The organism is Nocardia sp. NPDC060220 (assembly GCF_042727815.1).
GTDB lineage: Bacteria > Actinomycetota > Actinomycetes > Mycobacteriales > Mycobacteriaceae > Nocardia.
This window is the reverse complement of sequence record NZ_JBHWZY010000055.1, coordinates 1-15,412: the sequence shown is the minus strand read 5'-3', so window position 1 is coordinate 15,412 and position 15,412 is coordinate 1. Positions and strand designations below refer to the sequence as shown.

At 67.4% G+C, this 15,412-nt stretch carries 14 protein-coding genes and 1 pseudogene; 7 read left to right on the top strand and 8 right to left on the bottom strand.

Annotation, left to right across the window (positions count from 1 at the left end):
- Window positions 1–341 precede the first annotated feature (341 nt).
- The 4 genes from ACFWF3_RS04755 (at window position 342) to ACFWF3_RS04740 (ending at window position 3,783) form a co-directional block, all read left to right on the top strand.
- Window positions 342–878, top strand: a complete 537-nt coding sequence (locus ACFWF3_RS04755; RefSeq protein ID WP_379312450.1) for a hypothetical protein — start codon at window positions 342–344, stop codon at window positions 876–878.
- A 112-nt stretch (window positions 879–990) separates the two neighbouring features.
- Window positions 991–1,473: a nuclear transport factor 2 family protein gene (locus ACFWF3_RS04750; RefSeq protein ID WP_379312449.1), complete on the top strand. Its 483-nt coding sequence runs from the start codon at window positions 991–993 to the stop codon at window positions 1,471–1,473.
- A 259-nt stretch (window positions 1,474–1,732) separates the two neighbouring features.
- Complete coding sequence (locus ACFWF3_RS04745; RefSeq protein WP_379312448.1) at window positions 1,733–2,476, top strand: hypothetical protein; 744 nt, start codon at window positions 1,733–1,735, stop codon at window positions 2,474–2,476.
- A gap of 137 nt (window positions 2,477–2,613) precedes the next feature.
- Complete coding sequence (locus ACFWF3_RS04740; protein ID WP_379312447.1) at window positions 2,614–3,783, top strand: serine hydrolase domain-containing protein; 1,170 nt, start codon at window positions 2,614–2,616, stop codon at window positions 3,781–3,783.
- A gap of 55 nt (window positions 3,784–3,838) precedes the next feature.
- On the opposite strand, the gene ACFWF3_RS04735 is transcribed toward ACFWF3_RS04740, so the two are convergent.
- A complete protein-coding gene (locus tag ACFWF3_RS04735) occupies window positions 3,839–4,507 on the bottom strand; it encodes a hypothetical protein (protein ID WP_379312446.1) in 669 nt (222 codons plus the stop codon).
- 226 nt (window positions 4,508–4,733) lie between these two features.
- On the opposite strand from ACFWF3_RS04735, the gene ACFWF3_RS04730 reads away from it, so the two are divergent.
- Together ACFWF3_RS04730 and ACFWF3_RS04725 are read left to right on the top strand one after the other, a co-directional pair.
- The gene (locus ACFWF3_RS04730) at window positions 4,734–5,993 is read left to right on the top strand and encodes an oxygenase MpaB family protein (protein WP_379312451.1); all 1,260 of its coding nucleotides are present in this window, start codon (window positions 4,734–4,736) and stop codon (window positions 5,991–5,993) included.
- A 17-nt stretch (window positions 5,994–6,010) separates the two neighbouring features.
- The gene (locus tag ACFWF3_RS04725) at window positions 6,011–7,075 is read left to right on the top strand and encodes a lipocalin-like domain-containing protein (RefSeq protein ID WP_379312445.1); all 1,065 of its coding nucleotides are present in this window, start codon (window positions 6,011–6,013) and stop codon (window positions 7,073–7,075) included.
- A gap of 23 nt (window positions 7,076–7,098) precedes the next feature.
- On the opposite strand, the gene ACFWF3_RS04720 is transcribed toward ACFWF3_RS04725, so the two are convergent.
- Complete coding sequence (locus tag ACFWF3_RS04720) at window positions 7,099–7,725, bottom strand: TetR/AcrR family transcriptional regulator (protein WP_379312444.1); 627 nt, start codon at window positions 7,723–7,725, stop codon at window positions 7,099–7,101.
- 270 nt (window positions 7,726–7,995) lie between these two features.
- Between ACFWF3_RS04720 and ACFWF3_RS04715 the strand changes: the two genes are divergently transcribed.
- Window positions 7,996–8,550 (top strand): hypothetical protein, encoded by a 555-nt coding sequence (locus tag ACFWF3_RS04715; protein ID WP_379312443.1) that lies wholly within the window; start codon window positions 7,996–7,998, stop codon window positions 8,548–8,550.
- A 61-nt stretch (window positions 8,551–8,611) separates the two neighbouring features.
- Here ACFWF3_RS04715 and ACFWF3_RS04710 read toward each other — a convergent pair whose 3' ends face one another.
- The 6 genes and pseudogenes from ACFWF3_RS04710 to ACFWF3_RS04685 all read right to left on the bottom strand — a co-directional run.
- Window positions 8,612–9,319 (bottom strand): cutinase family protein, encoded by a 708-nt coding sequence (locus ACFWF3_RS04710; protein ID WP_378989676.1) that lies wholly within the window; start codon window positions 9,317–9,319, stop codon window positions 8,612–8,614.
- Between the two features lie 53 nt (window positions 9,320–9,372).
- Entirely contained in the window at window positions 9,373–10,845 is a 1,473-nt protein-coding gene (locus ACFWF3_RS04705) for a serine/threonine-protein kinase (protein WP_379312442.1), read from the bottom strand.
- Window positions 10,838–12,070, bottom strand: a complete 1,233-nt coding sequence (locus ACFWF3_RS04700) for a hypothetical protein (RefSeq protein ID WP_379312441.1) — start codon at window positions 12,068–12,070, stop codon at window positions 10,838–10,840. The genes ACFWF3_RS04705 and ACFWF3_RS04700 overlap by 8 nt, the downstream gene beginning before the upstream one ends.
- Window positions 12,071–12,073: 3 nt before the next feature.
- Window positions 12,074–13,516: a serine/threonine-protein kinase gene (locus ACFWF3_RS04695; RefSeq protein ID WP_379312440.1), complete on the bottom strand. Its 1,443-nt coding sequence runs from the start codon at window positions 13,514–13,516 to the stop codon at window positions 12,074–12,076.
- Window positions 13,503–15,041, bottom strand: coding sequence for a serine/threonine-protein kinase (locus tag ACFWF3_RS04690; protein WP_379312439.1), 1,539 nt, complete (start codon window positions 15,039–15,041; stop codon window positions 13,503–13,505). The genes ACFWF3_RS04695 and ACFWF3_RS04690 overlap by 14 nt, the downstream gene beginning before the upstream one ends.
- 5 nt (window positions 15,042–15,046) lie before the next feature.
- Window positions 15,047–15,412 (bottom strand): annotated as a pseudogene (locus ACFWF3_RS04685) (hypothetical protein); the annotation flags it as partial.

Below are 15,412 nucleotides of genomic sequence, written 5' to 3'. Positions count from 1 at the left end.
GCGAGCGGGTGGACATGGGTGATCCTTGGTGGTGGTGGTTCTTCGCCGATTTCGCGCTCTGGCTCGCTTCCCTCTTCGATGGCGACAGCGCTCGTCAGTGCACGGGCCGACCCGGCGACGCGCTTCCTGTACCTTGTGCCGACTCGGTATCGAATATCTGTTCAATTAATCGCCGTTCAGAGCAGGGCACGAGACCTCGTGCGCCGGTTCTACGAGGACGCCGGGCATATAGTCGTCAGTGGCGACGCTCGACGAGGTGCACCGAATTTCCACCCCGTATGTCCGCACCTCCCGCTCCGCATGACCTGTCTCGGATGGGTGCGACTAACGGGTGAGGACCGATGGAACGCGACAAAAACAAGCTCTTACACGGGCCTTTGTTCTCCCGGAACATTCCGCTCGACCGTCGGAACGCGGCTCGCCGGATCAGCGCGTACATCTATGGGAACGTCCTGATCCTCTCCGCGCTGATCCCGGTCGCGCCATCCCTCGAGGATGTCGGCATCGCGGTCGTTCTCGGGGCCGCCCTGTCGACGTTCATCGCCCATGTCTTCGCCGAGAGCGTCGGGCAATCGGTACGCCAGAGCGACGTGCCCTCCCCATCCCAACCATGGCTCGACCTGCGCGATTCGCTGCCGATCCTCAGTTCGGCGGTGCTGCCCTGCGCGATCCTCGTGGCGGCGGCGGTCGGGTGGCTCGAACCACGTACCGCCCAGGTGCTCGCCGAGGTCGCCATGCTGGTGCGGATCGGCGGAATCACGTTCGTCATCCGCAGGCTCGAGGGTGCGCGGCCGGATCGGTCGACTCTGCTCGGGGCGATTCTGCTCAGCTGCGCGGCCACCGCCGTCGTTGCGGCGAAGGTCATCCTCACGCACTGATCCGAAGCGGAGCGGTCGGGGAAGGCCCCGACTGCCTTCGGGAATATGGATCACCGGGGCTGGGGACGCGCTTTCCCTGCGCTGAATCTAGAACACGTTCTACACTCCGGTCATGGACCTGGTTGCTATCGAGGAGATCAAGCGTCTCAAGCACCGCTACTTCCGCACGCTCGACCTGAAACTGTGGGACGAGTTCGCGGACTGCCTCGCCGAGGACGTCTCCGCGCGCTATGGCACCCAGGCCATGGGCGAGCCACTGCATTACGACAATCGCGCCGACGTCGTGGCCTTCATGCGCAAGAACCTCGGACCCGGGATCGTCACGGTCCACATCGCCAACCACCCCGAGATCGAGACCGATGGTGACATCGCGAAGGGTTCGTGGGCATTCGAGGACACCGTCCTGGTGCCGGGCGCGAAGATCCAGATCCGCGGCGGCGGATACTATTGCGACACCTATCGTCGCGACCCGGACGGGGAGTGGCGGATCGCCTCGACGCGATACGAGCGCATCTACGAGGCATTGACCTCGCTGGAAGACCTCCCGAGCTTCACGCTGCTGGCCAACCGCTGGGATCCATCGCTGGAGCACTGACCGGTGATTGCCTGCGCGAGCATCCAGCGGGCGGCATCATCGCACGCCCACTGGACGCCATCCTTCTGTCACACCTCGACAGCGGCCTCATCTATAGGATCGGGCACGCGAAACGCGGAATCAGGGGGCGACAGGTATGGATCAGCAGGCATCGCAACAGTTTCCGTCCCGGACGGGCGGGAGTATCGAATCGCGCGGTGACACAGCACCTTCGCAGATGCCGGGGAGGGTCCGGGCGGCGCGGGTCATCATTTTCGTGATGTCGGCGATCGGACTGGCCGGCACCGTCGCGCTGATAGGAATGGGTCATCCCCATGCGGCGGGCGGGAACACGCAGGGATACCTGTTCTTCTGGGCGATGGCCGTCACCGCCTTGTTCTTCGCGCGGCGCCGGGGCTGGGTCCGGATCACCGCGACCGTCTTCGCCGTGATCGAAGGGCTCGTCGCTTTCGGTTCCATGGCCTTCAACGGCGAGACCGTGGACACCGATGCCGGTTTCGCCTTCGTCCGGATGTCACCCGGGCCTTTCGGGCTGGTCGCGGTGATCGCCATTGTCGCCCTGCTGTTCGGTGGATCGGCCGACCGATGGTTCAGTCGTCCCGCCGGGGCGGCACCGGGCAGCCTGCGACCGACGCGGGATCCGGGCGAGCCGCTGCTGCGCCGCCGCCCTTACGTGGTCGGTTTGCTGATCACGATCGTGGTCGTCATCGGCATCGTGACGGCGGTGATCATCGGCAACACCAGCAACACCACCGGGCCCGGCGCGCTGTCGGCCGGCGACTGCGTCGCGACCCAGGACGACCTGAGTATCGGTTTCTCCGATGCCGAGTTGGTGAAGGTTGGCTGTTCGGACGTGAGGGCCCAGGCGAAGGTCATCGCCCGAATAGCGGGCACCGACAAGACCACCGAGTGCCGCAAGTACGAGGAGTCCGTCAAGCTCGCGGGGTACATCGGCTCCGACGGCGGTGCGCCTTTCGTGCTCTGCCTGCGTTCGTTCAGCTGAATTCGGCGACCCCAGTGGCAGCCACGTCGGAGGAGACATCACAAGGTCCTGACGAGCCTGAGTCGGTCGAGCCCGATGGACGCGTAGATTCGACCTTGCTGTGATCGTGAGCGTTCCTCGACGAAGGGATCTCTGTCATGAGCAAGTCGCCCAGGCATCGCGGATGCCGCAGAGCATGTGCGGTGCTCGCGGTCGTGCTCGCCATCGCCACGGGCGGCTGCGGCACGGAGGACATGTCCGGCGGCTCCGCGTCTTCGGCGGTCGAGAGTGCCGAAGCGGCGAAGATCGCCGACATCGTTCGTGCCAAGATGACCGAACTCGATCTCAGCTCCGCGGTCTACGGCGCATGGCGGGGCAGTGAGCAGATCGCCTTGGGCGCGCTGGGCGGATCACCGCTCGGTGTGCCCGCGACCGCGGAGATGCGCTTGCGCGTCGGCCAGCCGATGGAACCCATGCTGTCCACGGTCCTGTGGCGACTCGACGGCCAGGGCGTGCTGAAACTCGACGAACCCATCGCCCGCTGGCTGCCCGATTTCCCGCGCGCGGACAAGATCACTGCGCGGATGCTCGCCGACAGCACCTCCGGGATCTCCGACTATGTGACCGAACCGGAGTTCCTGAAGATCTTCGGCGAGAACCCGATCCGCGAATGGACCGCGCCGCAACTGCTCGAACGCGCCAATGCCCGCCCGCCGCTGTTCGAGCCGGGCACCGGTTTCGCCTACGCCCACAGCGATCTGGTCGTGCTCGGCGAGGTCCTGCAAAAGGCAGCGGGCAAGCCTCTCGGCGAGCTGATCGCCGAGCACATCACCGTCCCACTGGGCATGCACGACAGCAAAGTAGTACTCACCCCGCAGGTCGACGAACCGATCCTGCACGGCTACACCAACGAACGAAACTTCTTCGAAGACTCCACCTTCTGGAACCCCACCGCCTTCCTGCACAGCGGCAACATGAACTCCACCGTCGGCGACGTCGGCCGCTGGGTCCGCGCCCTCGGCACCGGCGAACGACTCACCCCCGACCAGTTCCAGCAGATGATGGGCCCGTCGACCGCGGGCCTCGGCCCGTTCACCACCGAAAAGTACTTCGCCTTCGGTGTGGTCCACCTCGCCGACTGGCTGTATATGAACCCGTCCTACGGCGGGTACGACGGCGTCGCCTTCTACGACACGAAAACCGAGACCACCGTCGTCGTCTACGACACCCTCGGCCCCACCTCCGACTCCGATCAGAACAACGCCGTCGGCATCGGCACGGAGATCGCCACGCTCCTGGTCCCCGAACGCCCGCCGGCGGTCCCCTGAGCAGCGGGCACCGCCCTTCTGCCGGGTGCGGTCGGCACGCAACGCCGGCCCGCGATCACCGGTCGCGCAGGACTTCGAGGCGGCCGTTGACCGACGCCAGACGACATCCGGTTGTACCGGTGGTCAGCAGCATGTTGGCGACTTGGAGCAACAGGACTAGGGATGGCTTGCCGGAGGTGGACCGGCGAGGCCATTCGTGCCAGTAGTGCGGTGGGTCGAGGCCGGCGTCGGGGCCGGTGGGTAGCCGCAGTCGATCACCGGGTGCGAGGACGGTGATGTGGAGATCGGTGAGTGCCCCGATGGCATCGCCGGACAGGGGCGAGGTTCGGGTGAGCATCGCCCAACGGTGCAGTGGAACGCAGGGAGGCGCCGTGGCGAGGGTCGGTACCGCCAGCGCGTTGCGGTCGTAGGTGGCGGCGGCCAGTCCGGCGGGAACGAGCAGCGCGGTGACCGTGTCGTCGCACACCAGCTGCACGCCTGTTCCGTCGGCGGTGACCTCGGTCGGTAGTCCTCGATGCTGGTAGGCATCCAGCCAGTCCAGGGGGGTGTGCAGTTGGAGTGTTTCCGGCCAGGGCAGACCCCGGGATCCGTTCAGGACCGCCCACGCGGCGGCGCCGAGCTCGCACTCGTGGTGGCGGTGGTCGGACCAGTACCGGCGGGCGTCGGTGGGGGAGAGCGCCAATGGTGGTCCGGCACAGTCGAACTCCTCGTTCTCGAGTCCCATCGGTGTTCCTCCGGTGTCGGATGGCGGCCGATGACATCGGACGCTTGCACCGACGATCGTGCCACACCCTTCCATACTTTCAGGTATGGATAAGTGTGCTTCATAGTATGGTCGGTGGACGTGACGCCCAGCGGGGTCGTTCAGCGAATTTCACGTCAGGAGGCCGACATTGGCCGAGTTCGTCGAGGATCATCTCCAGCGGGCCGCGACCCGGGCCGCGAGCAGCGTGGACACCGTGCGAGCGCCGTCGAGATGTCCCACCGCCTTTCGCTACTGGGAGGCCCGTGGCACGCCGGCAGTGCGACGGATCGAACGCGCTTTCACGGCCGTGACCCGGCAACCGCTGTTCCCCAGCGACGAGCAGGCTGCGGCCATGTGCGAAGACCTGTTCGCCGGTGACCCGGTGGCCGAGCGATTCGTCGCCGAGGTGATGCACGGCGAGATCGGATCGAAAGCCGGGCGGGCGATGCTGGAGACAGCGCTGGCCGAGGGCATCGACGCCGTCGCGGACGCACCGGAATCCATGCGCGCGTTGTTCGCCGAGTTCGAAACAGTGCCCGACTGGGTGGTCCCCGAACTGGTGGAACAGGGTGCGGCGATCTGGCGGCGCTGGGGCACCATGCTGTTCAGCTTCGCCGGGGCCGAAACCCTCGAGATGTACACCGAAGCCGCGGTCGCGACCCCGTTGTCACTGGCAGGCGGCTACGCCGGAGACAGCGCGCTGCGCCGGTTCCTGGAGACCACCCGCTTCTGGATGGACGTCTCGGCGCCCGATGCGCTGCTCACCCCGGGATCGGCGGGCCGGGCCACCGCGCTGAAGGTCCGCGTCATGCACGTTTCGGTGCGGGCGAAGGTCGCCGACCATCCCGAATGGGACATGCGGCGGTGGGGCTTGCCGATCAGCCAGACCTACCAGATGCTGACCCTGCTGGCAGGCAGTGTGACCCCCGGACTGGGCCTGTGGGCGCTGGGCTACCAGACGACGCCCTCGGAAATCCGTGCGCTGCTGCACTTCCAGAAGTACATGGGCCACCTGCTCGGTGTGCGGTTGCGCTGGTACCCCGAGACCGTGCGCGACGCGCTGCGGGTGCTGGCCATGACGATGGTCTCGCGTTCCTACGACGCGGGTCAGCACGGTACGGAATTGATCGAGTCGTATCCGGCGGCGTTCGCGCCCCGCGACGGGCACCGTGGCCTGACCCGGTTGCGCGAAATGTACAACTACCGGATCAATTCCGTGTACTCCGCGATGTACATGGCGCCGGGAACCCGTCGGCGCTACACCATGCCACCCGCGTTGCCGTGGATCATCGTTCCGATCGCGCGATTCCCGCTGATCACCGTGATGGAGATCGTGCGCCGGGTCTGTCCGCCGTTCGCGCGGGCGCACGAGAAACTGATGCTCGCGCATCGCGAGAACTGGTATCGAGCCCAGATGCAGGGCCGCACCGCCGCATTCGACGCCAGCGGCGCACTGCGCCGATGAACCCACCGAAGGTAGCCATGAGCACTGCCCCCATCGTCGAAGTATGGAACGGGCCGGGACGTCGCGACGGCGTGCTGACCCCGGTCGAGTCTCGGCACAACGCATTACATCCGTCGTCGAGCACACTGGCCTTCGAACACTGGTACTTCGACGCGCACCTCGACACCGGGCACGTGGTGATCGGGTTCCTGATCAAACGCAGGCCCGAGGATCTGCCCCTGGCCAGGCCCTGGGTGGAGATGATGGTCTATTCGCCCGACGGCACCCTGCGTCAGGTATCGCAGCGCTACCCGCGTTCGGCCACCTCGTTCTCGGCCGAGGGGTGCGACGTGCGCATCGGTCACAACACCGCACGCACCGTGTCCGACGCCGATGGGCAGGTGAGCCATCATCTGCGGATGGCCGAGGGCGGCATCGAGTTCGATCTGCGATTCCACAACGAGGTACCCGGATGGATGCCGGGCAAAGGTGAAACCCGCTTCGGTACCAAGGATTCCTTCGGCTGGATGGTCGCCGCTCCCCGCGCGCGGGTGACCGGCGCGATCGAGCTCGACGGCGTGCGGCACGAGGTCACCGGGCGTGGCTATCACGACCACAACTGGGGTGTCGGCGACATGAAGAAGATCATCGAGCGCTGGCATTGGGGGCGGCTCTATGTCGAGGACTACTCGCTGCTGTTCGCCTCGGTGCTGACCCAGCAGCGCAGAGGCGGACACGAGATCAGTCCGCTGATGCTGGCCCACCACGACGAGATCGTGCTGTCCACCGGCGAGACCAGGCTCATCGAGGGCCCGGAACGCTTCGATGTGACCGCAGGACGCACCTATCCCGAATGGGTCGAACTGCATGTACCGGATCAGCTCGACCTTCGGTTGGACGTGGTGCGCGTCATCCACGCCCACGACCTGCTCGACGATCTTCCGGTGGTGCGATCGCGGGTGATCAAGCCACTGATGCACCGATTGGTCGGGCACCCCGGCTACTTTCGGTTCGAATCCACCTTCGACCTCAGCGTGCGCACCGCCGCGGGAACGCAGCGACGAACCGGCTCGACCCTGCACGAACTGGTCGCGCTGACCTGACCGGCACCGCGCGCCCCGGACGGTCAGCCCGGTGTCTCCCCGCTGGTGATGAATCGGAAGAACTCGCGGCGTTGCTCCTCGGTCGGTACGGGCAGGTTCTGGTTGCCGTGCACGAAGCCGATTCCGGCGAAGCACATCAGTCCCGCCCGCATCTGTGCCTGCTCGGTCGAGAACCCCATGTCGACGAGGGTGTCGGACAGTGTGTGAAATATCCGCTGATCCAGGGCTTTCACGGCCTCGGCCACCTTGGTGTTCGTTCGGGCCCAGTCCCGGACCGCGAGTTCGACCTGCCAGACTCGTTCTCCGGTGAGCAACTCGCCCATGCGGGCCAACCGCTGCTGCGGTGGCAGCTCGTCGAGGTCGTGGAAGCCGCGCGCCGCGTCGTTGTGGTCGGCGCACCAGAACTGCGCGGTGGTCTCCAGGAGTTGATCGATGCCGTCGAAATGCCAGTAGAAGCTGCCCTTGGTCACGCCGAGTTCGTCGCACAGGGTGGAAATGGTGATGGCGGCGACGCCCTTTCGCAGCAGCAGGCCGAGTGCGGCGGCCGTCCAGTCCTCGACCCCGAGCCTGCGTGCCCCGCGACCGGCCGCCGCCGCCTTGCGCTTGGACACCGGCTCGGCCGGTCGCGAAGCCCTGGTCCCTCCGGTCATGGCCGCCTTCCGTGTGCGCGTCGAGGTCAGCTTATCGCGCGGCGTCCGGCGTGTCGGCCGACCACTGGATACACACTGACTGGTCGGTAACGGCGTACGCGGCGAGAGGCAGCGCCCCCAGGGCGAATTCTGCGGCGATTCGCACTCTGCGCGGGCACGTACTCTGTTGAGTGCCTGCACATTTGGTGACCGTAGACCGTAGGATGGAGCCTGATGGACCACACGGACCCTTTCCCCCGCCCTATTCCCGTCACGGTACCGAAGCTGCTAGTGGGCTTAGGGTCAGCGTTGGTCGTCGCCGCGGCAATCGCATCCTTCACCTTCACCTCCACCCTCGCGCGGGTAGCCGGAGTTCCCGAGCACCTGACCTGGCTGTGGCCGGTGGTGGTCGGTCTCACCGTGGCGCTGGTCGCCTGCACGTTCATCACGCTGGTGGGTATCCGCGATGAGAAGGCCACGTCGCTGGTGCGGGTCTACGAGTTGCTGCTTGTCGGCGCCGTGCTGTCGAGCATCTGCGGAAACCTGCTCTCCATCTCCCGCGATCCGATCGAGATGGGAACCCTCGGCACCGCGATCGTGGTGTCCGTTCCCCCGATCTGCCTGATGATCTGCGTGGGTAACTATCTGTTGCTCACGGCAGTCATTCCCGTTCGTATCGTGGCAGCGATCCGTGAGGACGACTGGCGGCTGAGAGTCCTCGGCATACCCGGTGCGCCGTCGTCGTCCAAAGGTTCGCCTCCCGCCCAGCACGACAGCGACTCCTGGTGGGAGCAGCACCGCAGCGAGGCAAGGACCCCGCCGACGACGCCGAGAACCCGGACGTAAGAACCCACGCCCCAGTACATCGGGGCGTGCGCGCCATGATCTGCCTCCACCGATACCCGGGCTATTCGCCGAGCTGTTCGCGGACGAACGCCGCAGCTTGGTCGCGGGTGTCATTGAGGAAGTACATGAAGTGGCCGTAGCTCAGCGCATTTCCGAACCCGGCGGCCGGGTCGCCACCCTGGCAGACGCGGTCGCCGGTATTGCAGTAGTCGCGTAGGCGGTCGGCGAATTCCGTGAGCGCGCCCAGGCGCAGGGACCCGGTGCCGGACAGCGCGGGATCGAAGCTGCCGCGGTTGTAGGGTTCGGCGCCGTTGAACAGCGGGCTGCCGAACAGGGCGATGGCACGGACTCGCGTGGCCGCCTGTTCGGTCAACGTGGTTCGCGCGGAAAGGGCGTTGCCGATCACGCGTGCGCCTTGCGAGTAGCCGAGTAGAACGAGCTGCTGGTCAGGGCACGCGGCGGCGGTCGCGTTCAGGAGCGCGGTGAGATTCGCGATTCCTTGGACGGAGCTGTCCGGGCTCATCGAGGCCGGATACTCGAGTTCACCCACCGTGGTGCGGCGGCCGGATTCCTGGGCGATCCGCTCGCCCAGCGGAGTGAGCAGCCGGCTGCCGGACTGCGGTTCGAGGGTGCCACGGACGGTGACGACTCGGACCTCCGCGCAGCCGCCGGGCTGGGGTATCGGGTCGGCGGCCGCAGTAGAGAGAACCGGCAGCGACAGCGCTGCCGCGGCGCTAGAGAACGCCAGGATTCGAAAACGTCCACGCATGCGGCCACTGTATTGCTTCCGCACACCTAATTCGACCGACATCGACGACCCGTTCAGAGCGGGGCGTTGCGCCACCATCGGTCGTAGAGGTCCTGGCCCGAGGTGCCGCCCGAGACTGCGAGGGCACACCGGGAGCGGGTGCCGTTCTCGAACTCGACCAGCATCTCGCCTGTCGGTCCCGCCACGCCCTGTGCGTCGTTCCAGCGGGCGTGTCCGCGGCCGCTGGGCCGTTGCCAGCCCTCCTCGCCGACGAAAACCGCGGTGGCGGAGGAGACGTAGCGTTCCACCGGTTCGTCGGTTCCGCAGGTGAGCAACAAGCGGAACACCGGGTTCTGGTCACCGTTGCAGGCGAGTGCGTTCAGCGAATCACGGGTCTGACGCGCGTCGATGGGACGTTGGTTGCCGTCGACGGCGCTGCACCGCAGGCCTTGGTAGCCGCTGTCTGCCTGAGATTTCGGCAGCAGCTCGGGGAAAGCGTCGACGACCCACTGGTGGGCCGCCCAGGAATTCGGGTCGATCGGAGCCGTCGAGGTCGCCGCAGCTGTGTTCTCCTCGGGCGAATCACGATTCAGCACAACCACACTCGTGACGACTGCCGCGATCGCCGCCGTCAGCGCGCCGACCACGATGCCGAGGCGACGGCGACGCGCCGGTCGATGCCCCACCACCGCTACCGCGTCGGTGGCGACGCCCAGGGCGGCGGCGGCATCGGCGGCCAGCGCGCCGCAGCTCGGATACCGCCGCTGCGGATTCTTGGCCAGCGCGCGGGCGATCACGTCGTCGATCCGGCGCGGCAGCTCCCCGGCCACCGCGCTCGGGCGGGGTGGCGGGTCGTACAGGTGTGCCGCGATCACCGCGTCGACGCTCGGTCGCGGGAACGGTTTGGCGCCGGTCAGCAATTCGTAGAGGGTGCAGCCGAGCGCGTAGACATCGGCACGGTGATCTATCGGCGTGCCGGTCAGCTGCTCGGGGGCGGCGTAGGCGACGGTTGCCAGAATGGTTCCGGCCTGGGTCAGCGTCGTCGCGGCCGCGGCCTTGGCGATGCCGAAATCGGTGACCGCGACCCGATCCGGTTGTCCCGGAATGGATTCGACCAGCATATTGGCCGGTTTGACATCGCGGTGCAGCATCCCGGCCCGGTGCGCGTGATCGAGTCCACGAGCCACCCCGGTGACCAGATGCGCGACACGGTGCGGGGTGAGCGCGCGGTCGCGCAGCAGGGTGGCGGCGTCGGGGCCGTCGATGAAGCGCATCGCGATCCACAGTTGACCGTGTTCGATGCCACGGTCGTAGACGCCGATGATGTTCGGATGGTCCAGCCGCGCGGCGAGTTCGGCTTCGCGACCGAAGCGCGCCCGGAACTCGGGGTCGGCGCCGAATTCCGCCGACAGCACCTTCACCGCGTCGCGGCGCGGGAGCCGGGGGTGGGCGGCGACGTAGACGGTGCCCATGCCACCGACGCCGAGTACCCGCTCGATCCGGTACCCGGCGAAGACCGTGCCCGGCGGCAGCGGGCGGCTATTCACTGCGCACCAGCAGCGCGTACTGGGCCGCGCTCTGCTGTGCGGCGTGCGCCGGGCTGCGGCCGATGATCGAGGCGGTGTATCTGCCGTAGAGCACATGGCAGTAGACCTGGGCGGGTGACGCCGGGTGCTGATCGAGCTTGTTGCAGTAGACATCCGGCACGCCGACCGGTGTGTCGATCATCGTCGCGGGATTGGCTGCCTGCCTCTCCTTGGTGAAGACCCGGCGCGCGCTGACCGCGTCGGGAAACCGTTCGACCACATTGTTGCCGTTCACGGCGACGACTTCGATCGGATCCTGGAAACCGAAGTGCTTCATCAGCCGGGTGGCTCGTGGACCGAGCACGACGCCGCCGATCTCGATCGAGGCCGACCAGCCGGCATTGGCGTCGGTATCGGCGGTGATCACCGTCGGCGGGGGCCAGTGCCCGGCGCCGAAGGGAAGCACGCGCGCCACCATGCCGTCCCGATCGAGTGGCAGGTCGGCGAACCGGTCCGGCGCGGTCGGCTGGAAATCCTGCAGCCGGGGGAGTTGGGCGTCGAAGGTCTTGCGCACCATGGCCAGCAGCGCGGCCTGGTCCGGGCTGGTGTGCGCGGCCAGCACGCTGACGACGAACGACCCGTGCGCGAGAGTGGCCGCCATGGTCGGCACGGTCGGGCGCCAATGCGCGAACGCCCCCGGGTACTCCGCGATCCGCACCGCGACGTTGTCGGCGGTGACCGCGGCGTCGGTGGCGTTCATCTGCCTGGCCGCCAGCCGCGCCTTCGTGTCGTCGGGGAAGCGCAGCAGCAATACGGTGAGCAGACGGGCGGAGCCGATCTCCGGTGCTTTGCCACGAAAATTGGCGTCGCTGCCGCTGACCACGAATCCGGCCAGCATGTCCTGGGATTCGAGCACTTCGCGGACCGGCTCGGCCAGAATTCCGGCTGCTTTCAACGGTGTGGGCAGCGGTGCGGTCCGGTTGGAGATGCCGTTGGTCAGGGTCGGATCGACCTCGACCGGATCGAGCACCGCCTCACCCATCCGCACCGATTCCAGCACCCTGCCGTACTTCTCGGTGCTCGAGGCCGGCGGCGTCATCGGGTCGACACTGTTCGAACCCACATCAAGGGTGGCCAGGTCGACTCGCTGCGGGACCGCTTCGCCGGGACGCACGCACCCGCACAGCACCGTCAACGCCGCGGCCAGGACGGCCACGGTTCGGATTCGCTCACCCCGCGAGAACATCGACTACCCCTGTCCCAGTGGCGCATCCGGCCACCAGCGTTGCCACAGCACCGAACCCGAGGTGCCGCCGGAGATGCGCAGCTTGCAGAACTGGCGGTCGGGCCCATCGAACATCACGTCGAGCCGACCGATGAGCGAGCCCTCGTCGCCGGTGATGGTTCCCCATCGCACCTTTCCGCTCGCACCGTCGCGGGTCCAGAGTTCCTCGCCCTCTACAGCCAGATTCGCTGTCCACGCCGGAATCTGGGTGCGATCGGACCGGCAGACGACCGAGAGCGTTTCGACGGGGTTCCGGTCACCGAGGCAGAGAACCCCGCCGATCTCGACCTGCTGATCGAGCGCGAGCGCATTGCCGTCCTGGTCGACGTGTATGCAGCTGTTGACGTCCTGGTATCCGACGGCCAGCGGTGCGACCGGCAGCAGGTTCGGCAAGGTCTCGGCGGCCAGCGCGGCCGCGCCCCATGCGTCGGAGTTGGTGGCGACCCGGGCAGGGGCAGCCGAATCGGGATCGTCACCGGCGAACCCGATGGCAAGCGAAATCGCCACCGCCGCGGCCACTACGGCTGCGATCGCCACGCCGGTCAGCAGTCGGCGCGGCTCGGCAGCGGCTTCGGGTACGCAGGCCGCTCGCGCGGCAGCAGCCAGTTCACCGCAGCTCTGATAGCGCTGCGCGGGGTCCTTGGCCAGCGCCGTGGCGATCACCGCGTCCAATTCGGCCGGTACCCGGCCGTTTTCGCGTGACGGTCGAGGCGGTTCGTCGGACAGGTGCGCGTACATCACCGCCGCGGGACTGCTGCGCGAGTACGGGACCGTCCCGGTGAGGAGCTGGTAGAGCGTGCACCCCAGCGAGTACACATCGGCGCGATGGTCCACCGGGTCGCCGTTGATCAGCTCGGGTGCGGCGTAGGCCAGTGTCGCGGTGAATCCCGCACCCTCGGCGAGAGTCCCGTCTGTCTCGGCGGTGCGGGCGATCCCGAAGTCGGTGACCAGCACCCGATCCGGTTGGCCCGGTTCCGCGGTGAGCAGCAGGTTCGCGGGCTTCACGTCGCGATGCTGCAGGCCGACCCGGTGGATCTCGTCGAGACCGTTCGCCGACTCGGTCACGATGCGCAGCGCCCGCTCGACCGGAACGGCGGTCTCCTGCCGGATCAGCTCGGCGACATCGCCACCGTCGACGAACTGCATCGCGATCCACAGGCGGCCGTCCTGCTCGCCACGATCGCGGACCGCGACGACATTGGGATGTTGTAGCCGCACAGCGACTTCCGCTTCGCGCAAGAACCGCGCGCGGAATTCCTCGTCGTCGGTGTATCGGTCGGACAGGATCTTCAGGGCGTCGTGTCGGGGGAGCCGGGGGTGGTGCGCGAGATACACCTCGCCCATGCCGCCGGCGCCGAGCCGCCGTTCGATCCGGTATCCGGCGAACTCGTCGTCAGAACGGAGCATCTGGCCACCACCGGTCGTAGAGTTCCTGGCCTGTTGTCGCGCCGATCACGACGACCATGCAGAAGTTTCGGGATGGCTCGTCGAATCCGACCCCGACCAAGCCGAGATCGCCGGTGGACACGGTCATGGTCGACCAGGTCACCCGGCCACGCCCGGTAGCGCGTTCCCACTTCTGGTCGCCGAGAACCACGGCACCCGGTTCGTTCACGAGGATGAAGGGGTGCCGGTTCGTCGAACAACGCACATCGACATCGCGGATGGGGTTGTTGTTGCCGGTGCAGGTGATGCGGGCGACTTCGTCGGGCATCAGATTCAGGTCGGCGGCCGCACCGGTGTTCAGGCCCATGGCGGCGCATCGAATGCCCTGATGTCCGGTTCGGGTCGGGGTAGCAGGCAGCAGCCCGGGCAGCGCATCGGCGATGAAGGCGTACCGCCCCCAGGTCACCCCGGCACTGCTGGTCGGCGTGGCGGGGCTCGCGGTCGAATCGTCGGGGTCGCGGACGAGCGCCACGGCGACGGCGAGTGCCAGCACCAGCATGATGACGGCCCCGGCCATAGCGGCATACCGCAGCCGTGGAGTCTGTTGCTGCGGAGGCTGTTTCGGGGCGGGCACGAGGGGGCGATCGGTGCTGGGCGGGGGCGGTGCGGGCGGTGCGCCCGCGACCACGGTGTGATCCGCCGCCACACCGAAGGCGCCGGCGGCCGCCGCGGCCAGTGCGCCGCACGACGAATAGCGCTCGTCGGGGTTCTTCGCCAGCGCGCGGGCCAGCACCGCGTCGATCGCGGGCGGCAATTCCGGCCGAAGGGCCGTAGCCCGCGGCGGCACCGCCATCAGATGCGCCTGCATCACCGCCACCACCGAATCGCGGGGGAACGGCTTCGTACCGGTGAGCAGTTCGAACAGCGTGCAGCCCAGAGCGTAGACATCGGCGCGATGATCCACGCGCTGTTCGGTCAGCAGTTCCGGCGCCGCGTAGGCCAGCGTCGCCACCACCGTTCCGACCGCGGTGAGCGCGGTGCCGTCACCGGCGGCCCTGGCGATGCCGAAATCGGCGACCAACACTCGATCCGGTGCGTCCTCGACCGGCTCGAGCAAGATATTTGCCGGTTTCACATCGCGGTGCAGGAGGCCGTGGCGGTGCGCCTCGTCCAGCCCGCGCGCGGCCTCGGTGACGATGTGCACGGCCCGCGGCGGCGGTATCGGTGACTCGTGGCGCAACAACGCGGCCACGTCGGTCCCCGCCACGAACTCCATCGCGATCCACAACTGGCCCTCGTGCTCCCCGCGGTCGTGCACCGCGACGATGTTCGGGTGATCGAGCCGGGCGGTGAGTTCGGCCTCGCGCAGGAAGCGCGCCCGGAATTCCTCGCCCGCACCGGCGTTCTCGGGCAACACCTTGATCGCATCACGGCGGGGCAGCCGCGGATGCGCGGCTACATACACCGTGCCCATGCCGCCGGTGCCGAGCACCCGCTCGATCCGGTAGCCGGCGAAAACAGTTCCCGGGGGAAGGGTTTCGGTCATCGCCTCTACTCGCTGTTCACCAGCAGCGCGTACTGCGCGGCCGCTCGTTGCTGGACATCCTGATAGTCCCGGCTGAAAACCAGCGCGACGTAGCGGCCGTACTTCAGGCGGCAACTGAACTTGGTGATCGGCGAGTCTCTCGTCGACTCCGCGCAGTTGATGTCGACCATGCCCTTCGGTGGCGGAACCGCGAGCTGGTCGTTGTTGTTCGGCAGGTCGGCGAAGAACGCGGCCGCTGTCGCCGCGTCGGCGAAGCGCATCAGGCGGTCGTACCGGTTCAGGCTGACCAATTCGGCGACCTCGCGGCTGGGTTGGTAGAAGTGGCCCGCACGCGGACCGAGAACGATGCCGCGCGCCTGCAGCAGGCTTTC